Annotated in this window: 12 protein-coding genes; 7 read left to right on the plus strand and 5 right to left on the minus strand. The window is 56.3% G+C overall.

Features of this window, described 5'->3' with window-relative positions:
* The 3 genes from QMP16_RS08075 to QMP16_RS08085 are packed head-to-tail and all read right to left on the minus strand — an operon-like array spanning window position 1 to window position 5,060.
* The gene (locus tag QMP16_RS08075; protein WP_282151949.1) at window positions 1-1,494 is read right to left on the minus strand and encodes a 6-hydroxynicotinate reductase; all 1,494 of its coding nucleotides are present in this window, start codon (window positions 1,492-1,494) and stop codon (window positions 1-3) included.
* A complete protein-coding gene (locus tag QMP16_RS08080; protein WP_282151950.1) occupies window positions 1,484-4,234 on the minus strand; it encodes a molybdopterin-dependent oxidoreductase in 2,751 nt (916 codons plus the stop codon). The genes QMP16_RS08075 and QMP16_RS08080 overlap by 11 nt, the downstream gene beginning before the upstream one ends.
* A complete protein-coding gene (locus tag QMP16_RS08085) occupies window positions 4,227-5,060 on the minus strand; it encodes an FAD binding domain-containing protein (protein ID WP_282151951.1) in 834 nt (277 codons plus the stop codon). Before QMP16_RS08085 ends, QMP16_RS08080 begins: the two co-directional genes overlap by 8 nt.
* A gap of 378 nt (window positions 5,061-5,438) precedes the next feature.
* Here QMP16_RS08085 and QMP16_RS08090 point away from each other — a divergent pair, with 378 nt between their 5' ends.
* From QMP16_RS08090 to QMP16_RS08110, 5 genes are all read left to right on the plus strand, one after another.
* Window positions 5,439-6,683 carry a branched-chain amino acid ABC transporter substrate-binding protein gene (locus QMP16_RS08090; protein WP_282151952.1) on the plus strand — a complete coding sequence of 415 codons (1,245 nt, stop codon included), beginning with the start codon at window positions 5,439-5,441 and terminating at the stop codon, window positions 6,681-6,683.
* Window positions 6,684-6,764: 81 nt separating this feature from the next.
* Window positions 6,765-7,721 (plus strand): branched-chain amino acid ABC transporter permease, encoded by a 957-nt coding sequence (locus tag QMP16_RS08095; protein ID WP_109311132.1) that lies wholly within the window; start codon window positions 6,765-6,767, stop codon window positions 7,719-7,721.
* Window positions 7,718-9,004, plus strand: coding sequence for a branched-chain amino acid ABC transporter permease (locus tag QMP16_RS08100; RefSeq protein WP_282151953.1), 1,287 nt, complete (start codon window positions 7,718-7,720; stop codon window positions 9,002-9,004). Before QMP16_RS08095 ends, QMP16_RS08100 begins: the two co-directional genes overlap by 4 nt.
* Window positions 9,001-9,765 (plus strand): ABC transporter ATP-binding protein, encoded by a 765-nt coding sequence (locus tag QMP16_RS08105; protein ID WP_282151954.1) that lies wholly within the window; start codon window positions 9,001-9,003, stop codon window positions 9,763-9,765. The genes QMP16_RS08100 and QMP16_RS08105 overlap by 4 nt, the downstream gene beginning before the upstream one ends.
* Window positions 9,765-10,466, plus strand: coding sequence for an ABC transporter ATP-binding protein (locus QMP16_RS08110; RefSeq protein ID WP_282151955.1), 702 nt, complete (start codon window positions 9,765-9,767; stop codon window positions 10,464-10,466). The genes QMP16_RS08105 and QMP16_RS08110 overlap by 1 nt, the downstream gene beginning before the upstream one ends.
* A 112-nt stretch (window positions 10,467-10,578) precedes the next feature.
* Here the strand turns inward: QMP16_RS08110 and QMP16_RS08115 are convergent, their stop codons facing one another.
* On the minus strand, window positions 10,579-12,018 hold the full coding sequence (locus tag QMP16_RS08115; protein ID WP_282151956.1) for a coniferyl aldehyde dehydrogenase: 1,440 nt from the start codon (window positions 12,016-12,018) through the stop codon (window positions 10,579-10,581).
* Between the two features lie 187 nt (window positions 12,019-12,205).
* Here QMP16_RS08115 and QMP16_RS08120 point away from each other — a divergent pair, with 187 nt between their 5' ends.
* Both QMP16_RS08120 and QMP16_RS08125 read left to right on the plus strand, forming a co-directional pair.
* Window positions 12,206-12,703, plus strand: coding sequence for a flavin reductase family protein (locus tag QMP16_RS08120; RefSeq protein ID WP_109311127.1), 498 nt, complete (start codon window positions 12,206-12,208; stop codon window positions 12,701-12,703).
* Window positions 12,704-12,823: 120 nt separating this feature from the next.
* Entirely contained in the window at window positions 12,824-14,374 is a 1,551-nt protein-coding gene (locus QMP16_RS08125) for a class I adenylate-forming enzyme family protein (protein ID WP_282151957.1), read from the plus strand.
* A 173-nt stretch (window positions 14,375-14,547) separates the two neighbouring features.
* On the opposite strand, the gene QMP16_RS08130 is transcribed toward QMP16_RS08125, so the two are convergent.
* A complete protein-coding gene (locus QMP16_RS08130) occupies window positions 14,548-15,735 on the minus strand; it encodes an aromatic ring-hydroxylating oxygenase subunit alpha (RefSeq protein ID WP_282151958.1) in 1,188 nt (395 codons plus the stop codon).
* Between the last annotated feature and the right edge of the window lie 152 nt (window positions 15,736-15,887).

A 15,887-nucleotide genomic window follows, 5' to 3' on the forward strand; every position in this document is an offset into this window, starting at 1 on the left:
TTATGCTCCTTTCGCCCAGCGGTAATTTTTGGAAGACATGGGGTCGGGTTGGTTTTCGAACTGATCTACCTTGCGGGTTTCGTCCGAGATGACATCTGTAACTGGCTTGATCTCATCCATGTGTCCGCCCAGTGTGCCATAGTCGCTGACACGCATCGTGAACTCGATGGGGGCGACCAGCGCCGGGGTCGGAACGTATCCGAACGATCCCGTGGGCATGTCCAGAATGTCCACCATCACGGTGATGCCGCCACCAGGCCAAACATAAGCCTCGGCCCCGCCGCAGGATACAAAGGTCAGCGAGTCCTTGACCGATTTCGTGAGGCGAACCGGGTTTTCCGTGACCCCCGCCCGCAGGCTTCCGCCTGCGCCGCCCATGAACAGGACCGAGCAAACCGAAGGTTCGCAGTTTTCGGCAATCAGCTCGGCAGACGCCTTCAGCGCCGGGGGAATCTCGACGGGCTGAGGTTTCAGCTCGGCATCCAGTTCAAAATAGCCATATTGCTCACCCGTGGTAGATACCATCAACAGGCTCATACCTTCACGCGCGAATTTCGGATTGAAATCGCCCAGAATTTTCAGCGGATCCTCGATATCCGTACCGCCCCAGCCGGTGCCAGGTTCTGCGACCTGAAAATACCGACCCGGAGTCGAACGGCGGCCATTGATCTTGATGCCCGTGGGTTCGACATCCAGCAGTTTGCCTGCCTGATGCTCTGACAGAACGCCCGTGATGTGGTCGTCAACCACCACCACGTCATCCACGTGTTCAATCCATTGCTTGGCGAACATCCCGATTGTGGCCGAGCCGCAGCCCACCCGCATCAGCTTTTCCTCAACCCCGTTGATGATGGGCGCTTTGCCGGCCTGAACAACAACCGTGGTCTCATGTCCTTCATCACCGATCACCATCTCGACGGCTTCACGATTGCACAGCCGAAGCAGGGCATCGCAGGTGATACGGCCTTCTTTCTTGGTGCCGCCGGTCAGGTGTTCCACACCGCCCAGCGACAACATCTTGGATCCGTATTCCGAGGTCATGACGTGACCGACAGGCTCACCATTTACGCGGACGACATCGCGTTCGTGGCCGATATGACGGTCGGTGTCGATCTTCACCTTGACGCCGCAATACGAGAAAATTCCCTCGGTCACGACAGTTACCATATCCACGCCCGCGACGTCCTGGCTGACGATGAAGGGCGCGGGTTTGTAGTCGGGATAGGTCGTGCCCGCGCCGACGGCGGTCACAAAGGGCCGTTTGCCCTGCACGATGTCGCCGTCCCAATCTTCGGGGTCTTTACCATCCTTTAAAAAGGGGACCAGACGTGTGTCTTCTGTGCTTTCGATGATGGTCAGCGCATCCAGACGAACCAGATCGCCACCATGGTTGGCATAACGGTCGCAGGCCCCGATTTTGCCGTCTGCGATATAGCACATCACCGGGCAGGCGTCGCAGCGGATTTTTTCCGGTGTTGTGCGCTCAGTTACCATCTGTCAATTCCTTGATTCCTGCGCGCATTTTTGCTGGTGTGGCGGGACCTTGGGTCAGTCGAACGCCGCAGGCGCGCTTGATTGCGTTGAATAGGGCCGGGGCCGTCGGGATCAGCACGTGCTCTCCCAGCCCTTTGGCGCCATAGGGGCCGTGGGCATCCTCTTCCTCGATGATCAGGGTTTCAATCGGAGGGATGTCACCAATGGTCGGCACCAGATAGTCATGCAGGTTCTCGGTGCGGCCGGGCAGGTATTCTTCCATTAGCGCCATGCCCAATCCTTGCGCGATACCGCCCTGTACCTGACCCTCGACCAGCATCGGGTTGATCGCTTTGCCGACGTCATGGGTGGCCACGAATTTGATCGGTTTCACCGTGCCAAGCTTTGTGTCCACCTCGACAACCGCCAGATGCGCAGCATAACCAAACTGAGCATACGGAATCCCTTGACCGTTTTCGTCCAACGGTTTTGTGGGCGGGTCATAGGTTTCTTCGGAACGCAGAACATACCCTTCGGCGTCCGGTTCCAGCGTGGTCAGGTCGATCGTGTGCTGCTGTCCGTTATCATCCACAGCAATTGCGCCTGCGTTCAGGGTGATCACAGCATCAGGCCCGGCGTTCACGCGGGACAGAATCTGCGCCCGCATCGCTTCGCCCGACAGACGTGAAGCGCTGCCAGAGACATAGGTCTGACGTGAGGCCGAAGTTTTGCCCGCGTCTGGCGTGACATCCGTATCGGCCCCGATGATTTCGATCTGCGCAACCGGAACACCAAGCGCTGTGGCAAAGATCTGCGTGATCACAGTGTTTGCCCCTTGGCCGATATCCATCGCCCCTTGGTGCAGGACCAAACTGCCATCTGACCGGATGCCCGATTTGATCGTCGACGGGTTGGGCAACGAAGTGTTGCCGCACCCGTACCAGCCTGCCGCCAGTCCAACGCCGCGCTTCAAGGTATTGTTTTGTGCGTTGAATGCCTGAACTGCTGTATTTTCTTCAGCCCACGCGGGACGCAGCGCTTCGAGGCAGGCGCGAATGCCGACGCCCTGATCGAAGATCTGTCCGCAAACGGTGGGTACACCGTTTTCCAGTGCATTGTTGATGCGGAAATCAAGCGCGTCGATGCCCAGTTTATCCGCCAGTTCGTCGAACAGGCATTCCTGCGCGATGGCCGATTGCGGAACGCCAAAGCCGCGGAATGCGCCCGATGGCGGGCAATGCGTATGGATGCCTTTGGCTTCGGCGCGGTAATCGGCGATTCTGTAGGGACCCGAGGCATGAACCGGCACCCGGTTGGCTACGGTCGGGCCCCAGCTGGCATAGGCACCTGTGTTGAACAGCCCATCAAAAGTCATCCCACTGATACGACCGTCCTTGGTTGCCCCGATCTTGACCCGCAGGTCGGAAGGGTGGCGTTTGGTGGTGGACTGCATCGACTCGGTTCGGGAATAGGTCAGCCGCACCGGCTTGCCGGTTTTGAGCGCGGCAAGAGCCAGGTAAGGCTGAACCGAAATATCGAGTTTTGAGCCGAACCCGCCGCCAACCCCGGTCGGGGCAATACGGATCTGATCGCGCGGCATACCCAGAATGATCTCCAACGCGTCCAGGTCCATCACCGGAGCTTGCGTGCAGGCATGGACTTCGACCCGCCCGTTCACGATCTCGGCGAACCCAGCCTCAGGCTCGATATACCCATGTTCGACAAAGCCCGAGCGGAAATGGCCTTCGACCACAACATCTGCGTTGGCCAACGCAGTTTCTGGTGTCCCGCATTTCACGAAACCGGCACACATAACGTTGCCGTCGCGATCTGGGTGCAGCTGCGCGGCTAGGGGCGTCATGGCGTCCAGTGAATCCAGCGCTGCGGGTCTTTCTTCCCACGTTACCGGAAAATCTGCTGGGTCGAACGTTGCCAAAACCTCGGGCAGACCAATGATGGCGGCGACAGCCTCACCACGGAACCGAGCCTCGGTTTCCGCAAAGACAGGTTGGTCGGCAAAGTCGGGAATAACGCCAAAGTTGTTGCGCCCGGAAATGTCGGCCGCGGTCAGGACTGCTTCGATCCCTGAGGTCTTATTGGCCCAAGCGTCCAGATCGCCAAGTGTAAACCCGGCACGGTGGTAAGGGGAACGGATGACATGGATTTCCAACGTGCCTGCTGGGGCAACATCATCGCCAAACAGCTCTGCGCCTGTGACCTTGTCGTGCCCGTCAACGCGCCAGATGGCTTCGCCCGCGTGTCCCAATGATGCTTCGGGCAAAGCAGGCGCACCAGCGGCAACAACGGCATCGATAATCTTGCGATACCCGGTGCAGCGGCACAAAACGCCGCCTAGGGCATCCTGGACCTGCTCATTGTTTGGCTCAGGTGTCTCGCGCAGCAATGCGACGGCAGCGGTCATCATGCCCGGCGTGCAGATACCGCACTGCGCCGCACCGTGGTTTTGAAAGCTTTCTGCCAGACGTTTGGCAATCTGGTCATCTTGCGTCAGCCCGGACACCGTTTCCACAGACCGCCCAGCAGCCTGTTGCGCCGGAACCAGGCAGGCACAGACCGGATCACCATCGACCAGAACGGTGCAAGCACCGCAGTCGCCGGCATTGCATCCGATCTTGACGTCGCGTGCTGACAGCCGCTCGCGCAGCATTTCCGACAGGCGCTCACCCACGCGCGGCACCGCGCTGACGGGGTGGCCATTCAGGGTGAATTCGGTCGTGATTTCATCAGCGCGTTTATCCATGATGTTGTCCCGCCTCCGCGATTGCCCGGACACATTGTTCTGTCACAGAGTCCAGTCGGAATGCGGCGTCCCCGCGGACGTCATCAATGGGGCTAAGCGGTGCCAAATGCTCTGATGAAACTTCAACCGTTTCAGGGGATTTCCCGATCAAATCGGCTTCGAGCTGTACCAGCCTTTGTGCCACGGCTGACGCAGCCCCCACGGCGACGCGCGCATAGTTGATCCGGCGGTTTTCATCGAGGCCGATGATGACAGAAGTCATCGCGATCGAGATCACAAGGTATCGTCGCGCGCCGAGTTTTTCGAAATGTCCAACAGTCCCTTTGGGCGGATCGGGCAGGTAGATCGCCGTCACAATCTCATCGCCGGACAGCGTCGTTTTGCGCACGCCAGTGATGAACTTTGACAGCGGAACCTCGCGAAAGCCACGGGCCGAGCCAAGCTCAACGCTAGCCTCCAGCGTCAGCAGCGGTGGCACGCCGTCAGCGGCAGGCGAGGCATTGCACAGGTTCCCTGCAATCGTGCCGCTGTTCTGGATCTGCAGGCTACCGACTTCCCGCGCTGCCATTTGCAGGCCCCTAAATGCTACGGGCAAATTGGCCCCGGCAATGTCTGTCCAGCTTGTTGTGGCTCCGATTCTCCAACGGTCATCCACAATTTGGATGCCCGAAAGACCATTGATGCGTGTGACGTCCAATATGTCGGTGTGCAGCTCATGACGCTGCCGGGATGGGAAAAAGTCAGTGCCGCCAGCGACAACCGTCAGATCATTGCTGGTCAGCAAGTCAAATGCATCATCGAGCGTGTTGGGAGAAAGATACCGCAAAGTGTCTATCCTGATGAGAAATTTCTCGTTAGTACACAAATGATATTACGCGAACAAAAAAAATGTCAACGATTTGTTTGGGCCAGTTTTGTTTATCATGAGCGCGGGCAGAAGATTGGATCACGGATATTCAGTCGATTGATCATTCCCCTTATTTTCAGAGCTAATTGAGGAGCAGCCACTCTAGTCGTGATAAAATTGGGCGATGTGACGGCGCAATGCCGATTTTGTTTCACGAATGTCCAGAAGTTCCAAATTCGGTCAGTAATTCGTTGACACACTAACAAACAGCCATGAATATAGTGATCGATCACTCACCCACGTGTGGATCTTACAGCGGGCTGAAACCTACCGCCTGGTGTCAATAGGGAGGAAGAAATGAACAAGTTCAATTTGATGATGGCGACCGCACTTGCTGCTGGTCTTGTTGCAGGGGCCGCTGCGGCACAGGAAAAAGTACGAATCGCTTTCATTGATCCGCTATCCGGGCCATTTGCGACGACGGGCACACAAGGCCTGGCGATCTATCGCCACAGCGTCAAAGAGCTGGTGAACGAACCTGGCGGGCTGTTGGATGGGAATGCCGAATTCGAGATGGTGCCTTTCGACAATAAGATCAGCGCAAAGGAATCTCTCATCCAGTTGCAGGTTGCCATGGATCAGGGCATTCGCATCATCGCTCAGGGCGCATCATCCGGTGTGGCGAACGCGCTGACCGAAGCCGTTGCCAAGCACAATCGTCGCAATCCTGATGATCCGGTTATCTTCCTCAACCACTCCGCCGTTGACCCGGCGTTGACCAATGACAAGTGCCAGTTCTGGCATTTCCGCTTTGACGCCAATGCTGACATCAAAATGGACGCGTTGACCGATGACATTGCGGCCAACCCGGATATCAAAAAAGTCTATGTGATCGGTCAGGACTATTCGTTCGGTAAGGCTGTTGCTGCGGCCGCTCAGCGGTTCCTTCAGGAAAAGCGCCCCGATATTGAGATTGTCGGGAACGAGTTGCACCCAATCGGCAAAGTCAAAGACTTCACGCCTTACGCGCGCAAGATTGTTGGTTCGGGGGCAGATGCCGTGATCACCGGTAACTGGGGTGGCGACATGGTTGGTCTGGGCAAGGCGGTCATGGGTGCCGGTTTCGACAAGCCGATCTACACCTACTATGGCGCGACCTCAGGCATCACCGCGGCCTTTGGTGAAGAAGGCGACGGTATCGTCAAACTGGTCGGCGCAGGTCAGGTCAATCCGGCCCCAACACCTGAAGCGCAGGAATTCATCGAAGCCTTCTATGTAAGCTTCCCTGATCTGGACTTTGGTCAACCCCAGATGGCGAATGTTGCACCGATGCTGGCAGCCGCGATCAACGAAGTTGGCAACGCCACGGATATTAAGGCGATCGCCTACGCGCTGGAAGGTATGGAATACGACAGTATTGTCACTGGCAAGACCGTGATGCGTGAAAGCGATCACCAGACGATCCAGACCGTGACCGTGCAGGGCCAGACGCCCGAGGTCGCTTTTGAATACGACAAGTCTGGCCGCGGTATGGTTGCAGAAACTGTTGTCGAACTGGCGTCCAATGACTCAGCCACCACATGCGAGATGAAGCGCCCATAACCCTCTAACCACTCTGGTGGTTCGTCTGAAATTCGGGCGGGCCACCAGTCTGCCACTCAATAATATGCAGGGAGACACGTAATGGCGCTGTTCCTCGTGAACGTGTTGGATGGATTTGTGACTGGTTTGTTGCTGTTCATGCTATGCAGCGGTTTGACACTGATCTTTTCCATGATGGGCGTTCTGAACTTTGCTCATGCCAGTTTTTACATGCTGGGTGCTTATTTCGCCTATCAGATCAGCCTCGTCACCGGGTTCTGGGTCGGCTTGCTTGTCGCGCCATTGATTGTCGGTTTGATCGGAGCTCTGATCGAGCGATACGGGTTAAGGCGAGTTCACAAATACGGGCATGTGCCAGAACTGATCTTTACCTTTGGTCTTGCGCTGCTGATTGAAGAAACGATTCAATTCTTCTGGGGCAAAAGTCAGCTTCCATTCTCGGAACCTGCCGCGCTGGATTTTGCAGCTTTCGCTATCGCTGGAAATGCTTTTCCTGCCTACAAGGTTTTCATGATCGCCGTTGCGATGGGGATCTTCCTGACGCTGCTATACATTCTGACCAAAACCCGTATCGGCATGACCATTCAGGCCGCGCTCAGCTATCCCGAAACCGTGCAGAATCTGGGTCACAACGTACCGCTGGTCTTTATGTGCGTGTTTGGCGTGGGAACCGCGATGGCCGGGCTGGCCGGTGTCATCGCTGGTCCGGTTCTGGGGGTTTTCCCTGGCATGGCCTTGCAGCTGGGTTCGATCGTTTTTGTGACCATTGTGATCGGCGGTCTGGGTTCGCTTTGGGGCGCCCTGGTTGCATCCCTGATTATCGGCTGGCTTCAGACCTTTGCCACCGCCTATGACGTTACGGCCGAACAAGTGCTGACCGCGATCGGCTTTACCAAGCCAGAGATGATCTGGGATCATCCGCTGCAGGACCTTTGGACACTGACGCTGCCTCAGCTTGGTCCGATCTTACCGTACCTGTTGATGATCATCGTTCTTGTTCTGCGCCCGCAAGGTCTTATGGGGAACCGTGAATCATGAGTATCGCTAGTAAGACACCCTTAGCTGCGGGCACTACGCGGCTGATATCGCTATCGAACGTGATGCCCTGGGCATTTGCCGCTCTGTTCCTGTTGTGCCTGCCATTTGTGTTCCAGTCCAGTTCGGCGCTGACGATCATGAACCAGATGGCAATCACCATCGTCTTCGCGCTGAGCTACAACATGTTGCTGGGGCAGGGTGGTATGCTGTCCTTTGGTCATGCGGTCTATATGGGCCTTGGCGGGTTCTTTGCCATGCACGTGATGAACATGGTCGAGGACGGGCTGTGGTTGCCATTGCCGTTTCTGCCGATTGTCGGGGGTTTGTTCGGCATGGTCTTCGCCTTCCTGATCGGTAGTTTTTCGACCCGTCGGGCAGGCACTGTATTCGCTATGATCTCGCTTGGTGTCGGAGAGCTGATCGCCGCCTGTTCCGTCATCATCGTCGTGTTCTTTGGCGGCGAAGAAGGCATCTCGGGCGACCGAACCATGGGACCTCCTGTATTCGGATATGAATTCCTTACACAGCAAGAGGTCTATTACCTTACGGTCGTGTGGCTTTTGGTGGCAGCACTGCTGATGTATCTGTTCTCGCGCACGCCGATCGGGCGGATTGCCAACGCAGTGCGCGATAACGAGGAACGCGCCGAGTTTCTGGGGTATTCTCAGCGCAACGTTCGCTGGATTTCCTTCTGTGCTTCGGGCTTTTTTGCCGGTGTCGCCGGGTCGTTGTTCGCGATCAACTTTGAGATTCTGACCGAGGAAAACCTGAACCTTGCGACGTCAGGCTCGATCCTGCTGATCACCTTCATTGGTGGTACCGGCTTCTTTGTCGGGCCGATCATCGGCGCGGTCGTGTTCACCTTGCTTCAAACGGTTCTTGGCCTGCATACCGAATTGTGGGCGCTGTATCTGGGCATTTTGTTCGTGGCCTGTGTGATGTTCTTCCCGTCTGGTTTTGCCGGGTTGATCGCGATGCATCGACGCCCGCTCGCCTTGGGTAGACTGAATTTGCTGATCAAGCCGTATCTCAAGGTTGCAATCCCTGCGATCACGAGTGTCTTGTCCCTGGCCGCCATTTTGGAAATCCTTTTCGACAAGCGCCACGGATACGGTGGCGATCACGAGATGCATCTCTATGGCATTTCCTTTGATAGTGGCGGCTATCAGGCCGTAGCGTTTGCAACAATCATCGCCGCAATCTCCCTCTTCCTAGTGTCGCGCGTTTTGCCGGAAATCCGTGATGCCTGGGACAGTGCGAACCACGCGGAGGACCGGGCATGAGCGCTCCTGCTATTGAGCTGAAAAACCTCGAGAAAAGCTTTGGTCTGGCCAAGATCATCCAAGGCGTAGACTTGCGGATCGCCAAAGGAGAACGCCACGCGGTCATCGGGCCGAACGGGGCCGGGAAATCGACCCTGTTCAACCTGATCACCGGGCGGTTCGCGCCGACCTCCGGTGGGGTGTTTCTGCACGGCGAAGATGTCACCGGATTGAAGCCCTTCGAGATCAACCGCCGTGGCCTCAGCCGATCTTTCCAGATCACCAACATATTTCCCAACATGACCGTGTTCGAAAACATTCGGTGTGGGTTGTTGTGGACAATGGGGTATCGCTATTCTTTTTGGCACATGATTGGCCGCCAACTGGACGTTACCAAAAAGGCTGACGGTATTCTGGCGCAGATCAATCTGAGTTCGCGCCGGAATGAACTGGCTGGCACGCTGGCATATGCCGAACAGCGCGCGCTTGAGATCGGGATCACGATCGCAGGCGGGGCGGATATCATTCTGCTGGACGAACCCTGCGCCGGGATGAGCCATTCGGAAACCGACCTGATCGTCAACCTGATCCGCAATGTGACCGAGGATAAGACGCTTTTGATTGTCGAGCACGACATGGGCGTGATTTTCGATTTGGCGGACAAGATCTCGGTCCTTGTATATGGCGAAGTGATCGAATCCGACACGCCGGATGTTGTACGCGCATCGGCGAAAGTGAAAGAAGCCTATCTGGGCGCAAGTTTGGAAGAGGAGGCTGTGTAATGCTTCAGGTCACCGACTTGCACGCCTATTACGGAAAAAGTCACATTCTTCAGGGGGTGAACCTTGAAGTGGGCGAGGGCGAAATAGTCTCGCTGCTGGGGCGCAACGGGGTTGGGCGATCAACCACCTGCAAGGCGATCATGGGCGAGGTCGCCCCGCACGGGTCGATCAAGTTCCGCGGCCAGGAGATCGCTGGCCGCAAGAGCTTTGAGATTGCCAAGGCCGGGATTGGTTATGTGCCTGAAAATCGGGATATCTTTCCCGGTCTCACAACTCGCCAGAACCTGATGCTGGGGCTGAAACCCGGCCAAAAGGACGGCGATGGCCGGTGGCGTATCGAGGACATGTTCGAGATGTTTCCCAACCTGCGCAATCGTGCGGATGTGGATGCCTCGGTCATGTCGGGCGGCGAAAAGCAAATGCTGACCATTTGCCGCGCTTTGATGGGCAACCCCGATTTCATTATGATCGATGAGCCGACCGAAGGCCTGGCCCCGAAGATTGTTGAGCAGGTAGGGGATCTGCTGCTGCAGATTGCCGAGCGTGGCGTCTCGATCCTGTTGGTCGAGCAAAAGCTGACCATCGCTTTGCGTGTGACCAACCGGGTTTACGTCATGGGTCACGGGCGCATGGTTTACGAAGGCACCCCGCAGGCATTGCGCGAAAATGACGAAATCCGGAAGGAATGGCTGGAGGTCTGAGGTATCGCCGCAGGCATCTTGCTTATAACAAGCCGCGCTGCCGGCATTACCGCAAAACGACTGAAGGGAACTCCGCAAATGCAGAGCTCCCTTCTTTTGTTGGTGCCGCAGATTATTTTTTCAGGAACGGTGCCATTGTCTTAAAGAACTTCTCGTCATAGGGCGGGCGAAGAGCCTTGAAGACGCCATCCATATTGATCTGCTTGAAAATAGCTTTTGCGTGGCTGAACCGTTTGAAGCCATGCAGGCCGTGGTAAGCGCCCATGCCACTGTTTCCGACACCGCCAAAGGGGAGGGTGTTCTGGGTCGAATGCATGATGGTCTCGTTGATGCACGCTCCGCCGGAAATGGTGCTTTCCATCACCTGCTCCTGCTCGCCCGCGTCCTTGGCAAATACGTAAGCCGCCAGGGGGCGCGGCCGGGCATTGGCAAAGCTTATCGCTTGATCCAGCGAGTCGTAAGGCAGGATTGGCAGGATCGGCCCAAAGATTTCATCCTGCATAACGTCTAGCGCCGGATCGGCGTCGACGATCAGTGTCGGGGGCAGAATTTTCTCATTTGTGGCTGAGAGATCTTCATTGGCGGGATTGACCTGAACGACCCTCGCCCCTGCGGAGCGTGCCTGCTCCACAAGGCCCTTGAGCCGGTCGAATTGGCGGTCGGTCACAATATGGGTGACATCCGGGTTGCCGGACAGGGTCGGGATTGCCTCGGCAAGTTTTGCTGCAAGCTGGGTGGCGAATTCTTCCATCTTTGCGCGTGGGACCAAGACATAGTCCGGTGCCAGGCATACCTGACCCGCATTGAATCCTTTGCCGGCGGCGATCCGGGCGACCGCAAGGTTCATATCCGCGCTGGGGGCGATGATGGCGGGGTTCTTGCCGCCAAGTTCCAGTGTAGTCGGCACCATATGTTCAGCTGCTGCGCGAAGGACGTGCGGGCCAATGCTGCTGGCGCCGGTAAACAGCAGGTGGTCAAAAGGCAGGGCGGTGAACGCCTGTGCGACGTCGACGCCTCCTGTCACAACCACGGCTTCGTGCGGGGCGAAGTTTGCTTCTATCAGCGATTTCAAAAGGTCGGATGTGCGGGATGTGAACTCTGACGGCTTCAGCATGACCGAGTTGCCTGCCGCAAAGGCTTCGGCCATTGGGCCAATGGCCAGATAGATCGGAAAGTTCCAGGGACTGACAATCCCAATGACACCCAGAGGTTGGTAATGAATGCGACCGCGCGCGCCCAACAAGCCCAACGGAAACTCGACTTTTGCCTTCTCAGGTCGCATCCAGCGATCAAGGTTGTCCCGCGCGAATTTTAACTGTTTCACCGTACCAGCGATGTCGGCCGCGATCGTTTCATGTTGTGACCGATTGCCAAAATCAGCCGAGATCGCGTCAATCATGGTATCGCGATTATCCAATACCAGGTCGATTAACCGCGTGATGCGATCCTTGCGTTCAGCCGCGTTTGGCGCGCCATGTTCGGCCTGGTGGGTTTTTTGTGTCTCCAAAAGCGTCGCGAGGCTCTCGGCGGGGTTGGGGCTATGCTGGTTCAATACGCGTCTCCTGCGGTTGGTTTTGCGGTGCGCAACCGCCTTCCTGTTGGTCTGTGTGCCCGTTCTGTCCCCTTGGTCACAAGGGTCGGGTTTTCGTTTCTTTGCCGCTGGGCTGCGAAGTCTGCGTTGACATTTATCCGGCGATGTGGAAGGTAAGTGATCGTTCACTAATTAGCAAGAGCGCAGTATGACCCTGACCACAGAAGACAGGTTCAAGACCGGCATGCAGTTGCTGGCGGCCTCAACGACCATCATCACATCAGAATTCGAGGATTCGCGCGCCGGGATGGCCGCGACGGCGGTATGTTCGTTAACTGCCGATCCGCCAGCTTTGCTGGTATGCATCAACCGAACAGCGCGAACATATGGCGTGGTGATGGACAGCCGAAAGTTTGCCGTAAACCTCATACCTGATGACATGACCGAGGTTGTCGGTGCCTTTTCGTCGAAAATGGACAAGGAACAACAGTTCCAGGCAGCCGGGACATGGATCAAAGGAGATCTGGGTCTGCCTGTTTTGAAAGAGTCCGTCGTGTCCTTTGAATGTGTGGTCGACAATTGGGCAAACACGAAGACACATGCGGTGTTCTTCGGTATGGTAAAAGAAGTTCACCTGAACCCGGAAAAGTCGGCGCTAATTTATGGGCGCAAGGGATTTCACAAACTCACACCGCTGGAAGGCTGATGTAGGGTCAAAGTGAATTTTCACCTGACTCCGCACGCCTTACACCACCAAAAACCGCCACTAAAAACGACCATCACGTAACTAGTAATTTGCCGTGATGATGCCCGGGAGGAGACACCAATGCCGACGCTTGGACAGCTGATCGACCGAAACGCAGACCGCTTTGGGGATCAAGATGCTTATGTGGAACTGGACCGCCGTTGCAGTTGGCGCGAGTTAGGCCAGCGAACAGATGCGCTGGCGCATGCGTTGCGGCCGCTGGATGTCCGCAAGGGTGACAGGGTCGGGGTGATCCTGCCTGACTGCATCGAGGTTGCGGAAACCATAGGCGCTTGCGCCAAGGCCGGTGCGATTCGAGTGGGTCTGAACTATCGCCTTGCCCCGCGCGAGATTGGCGCGCTGATTGACGACGCAGGCTTGGATGTTCTGATCGTGCAGGACACGAAAGTTGCAATCGCCCAAGAGGCACTGACCTTCAGCAAACGCCAGCCGGTGCTGGTGGGAGTTGGTGCGCAGCATACGCTGGAGCGGGATTATGAAACCCTGATCGCATCAGCATCTGATCGCGGAGCCTTCATCCATACCCCGTATGAGCAATTGATGATCTGCTACACCACCGGTTCAACTGGTTTGCCGAAAGGTGCGATCTATCCTCACGCGTTGATGATCGAGTCGATGGGTGTAATCGCTCTGACGGAAGGTGCGGGTCCGGATGATGTCTGGCTGCACGCGATGCCGGCATCGGGCGTTCCGATCATTCACCTGCTGCGCAACATGTTCCACGGCACCAAATGCGCTATTGTCGGCGAATGGGATGCTGAAACGGCGCTTAAGCTTATTGACCGTGAGCAGGCGACGATCTGCGTTCTGGTGCCAACGATGCTGAACGACCTGCTGTCTTCCGGCCTGATCACGCAATACAATTGCGCGTCGATCCGGCAGCTGGGGTATGGGTCTGCGCCAATTCCACCTGCGACGGTGCGGGATGCGCTCAAGGCTTTCGGGTGCAAATTCCTGCAGATGTTTGGCACGACCGAGCTGATGGGCATGGGCATGATGCTGACCGCAACGGATCACGAGCGCGCCTTGAAAGACGGGCACAACTGTCTGGAAAGCGCGGGTCGACCACTTTACTACGTGGACGTCCGTGTTGTGGATGAGCAGGGCGATGACCTTCCCAGCGGTGAGGCGGGTGAGCTGCTGATACACTCGCCCTATTTGATACCGGGTTATTGGAACCAAGCGGTGGAGTATTCGGAAACTGTCCGCGATGGTTGGCTGCATACCGGGGATATCGCAGTGATCGATGCCGAGGGTTACGTGCATCTCAAGGACCGGGCAAAGTTCCGTATCAAGTCCGGCGGCTATAACGTGTTCCCGGTCGAGGTCGAAAACTGTCTGGCTGAACATGATGCAATCGACGAAGTCAGTGTGTTCGGCTTGCCCGATCCAAAATGGGGGGATCGGATTCATGCCGTTGTCACCCTGAACTCGGATACCCCTGTTAGCGGCGCGGAACTGCGTGAGTACTGCCGGGGTAAGATTGCCAACTTCAAGATCCCGAAAGATATCGAGATTTGGGACGCATTGCCCAAAGGCCCGACAGGTAAAATTCAAAAACGCGAAATTATCGAGATTTGCAGTCGCGACGACCAAAGCGGCGCCGCCTGAGCGCCCCTCCTGACCGAATGCTCTTGGGCGGGGAATGAAGGTTCGAAAAACAGTGTGAGGCTTGATCCTGAAATGCGGTCAAGCCTCGTCGTTTCAATGGCCCACCTCAAATGAAGCAGGCCACCCGGTTGAGCAAGTGACCCAGTGAAATCTCTGTCGCTTGCCGCGTGTACCTACGCTTCCATGTGGCGTAGAACCGATCTCTGAAAGTAGGTCAGCGGAGATTCAGCCCCCGGACCAGAGGCCATTTTGCCGACCGTGTATTTGGGCGACATCATCGCACGCTGCATTTTCTCGACGACATATACATCCTCGGTCTGGAAGTCCTGCGTTTCCAGCGGATGCACTTTCCAGTGCGAGCTTTTGATCATGCCGGATACTTTGTCATAACCGGGGATATCCTTGACGGATCCGCGGCTCGACATCCATGATTTTGCGGCCCAGACATAAGCATGCAACCGTGTCACACCGGCGCTTACAGGCTCCATCACGGATATCGAAAAAGACCAGGGGCTTGCCACGATCAGGGTTGTCGGGAACAACATGTAGACGCCGCCATAGCCTTCTTTCTCAGCATGCGGGATTTTCTTCGCGTTCCATTTGTCCATGCGCGTTGACACGAAATTCGGAACACGCGAACGCACGGTTTCGTTTTCAGTCGAGTACCAAACCTGATTGTCGCCATAAGGGTCCCAGATGTTCTTGTCCTGAGTTGGGCCGCCCAGTGTGTTCTTGTGCAGATAGGCCAGGTGGTATCCGTCGATCGCGTTCTCGAAGAACACTTTCCAGTTGCACTGCATTTCATAGGTTACAGGTTCACCGTAGGATATCAGTTCAGGGCTGGTGATGTCGTGCGGCCAGACGACATCTTCCAATCCGCTGAGCCATTCTGACAAGTCCTGATCGGGTTCGGGATTGACAAAGACAATGCCCTTGAAGACCGCGACCGAAGCCCTGTGCAGGCCGTTTTCTTTTTTGTTGATGTCCGGGAAACAGGCTTGCTGGTCGGGGATGCCACGCAGCGCGCCATCCAGGCCAAAAGTCCACGAGTGATAGGGGCACACGACCGTCTTGCCCGCATTGCCGCAGCCGTGGTCCAACAGTTCGGTTCCGCGATGTCGGCAAATGTTGTGGAACGCACGCAGTTCGCCGTCGTTTCCGCGGATTACGACCAGGGTAAAGTGCCCTGCCTTGGCCGTCATGTAATCGCCCGCATTGGCAACCTTTGACTCGACGCCAGCAAACACCCAGCTGCGCGAAAACAGCTTCTTGTTTTCCTGCGCCAGCCATTCATCTGATGTGTAGGCTTCGGGTGGCAATTCCTGGGTAGCGACCTCTGGCATTTGGTTTGGCTGTTGCATGAATGATCTCACAAATGGCTGCTAAGTTTTCATTATTGTCATTGTTGACAGGTAACCTTGAACGCGGCATATGTCAATGCAAAGTGATCGTTCACTAATTTTGACGATTTGGAAGAAATTGGCCGCAAAAACTGCGGTTAATCAAGATTTCA

It is taken from the genome of Ruegeria atlantica (assembly GCF_947495585.1).
Classification (GTDB): Bacteria; Pseudomonadota; Alphaproteobacteria; order Rhodobacterales; family Rhodobacteraceae; genus Ruegeria; species Ruegeria atlantica_G.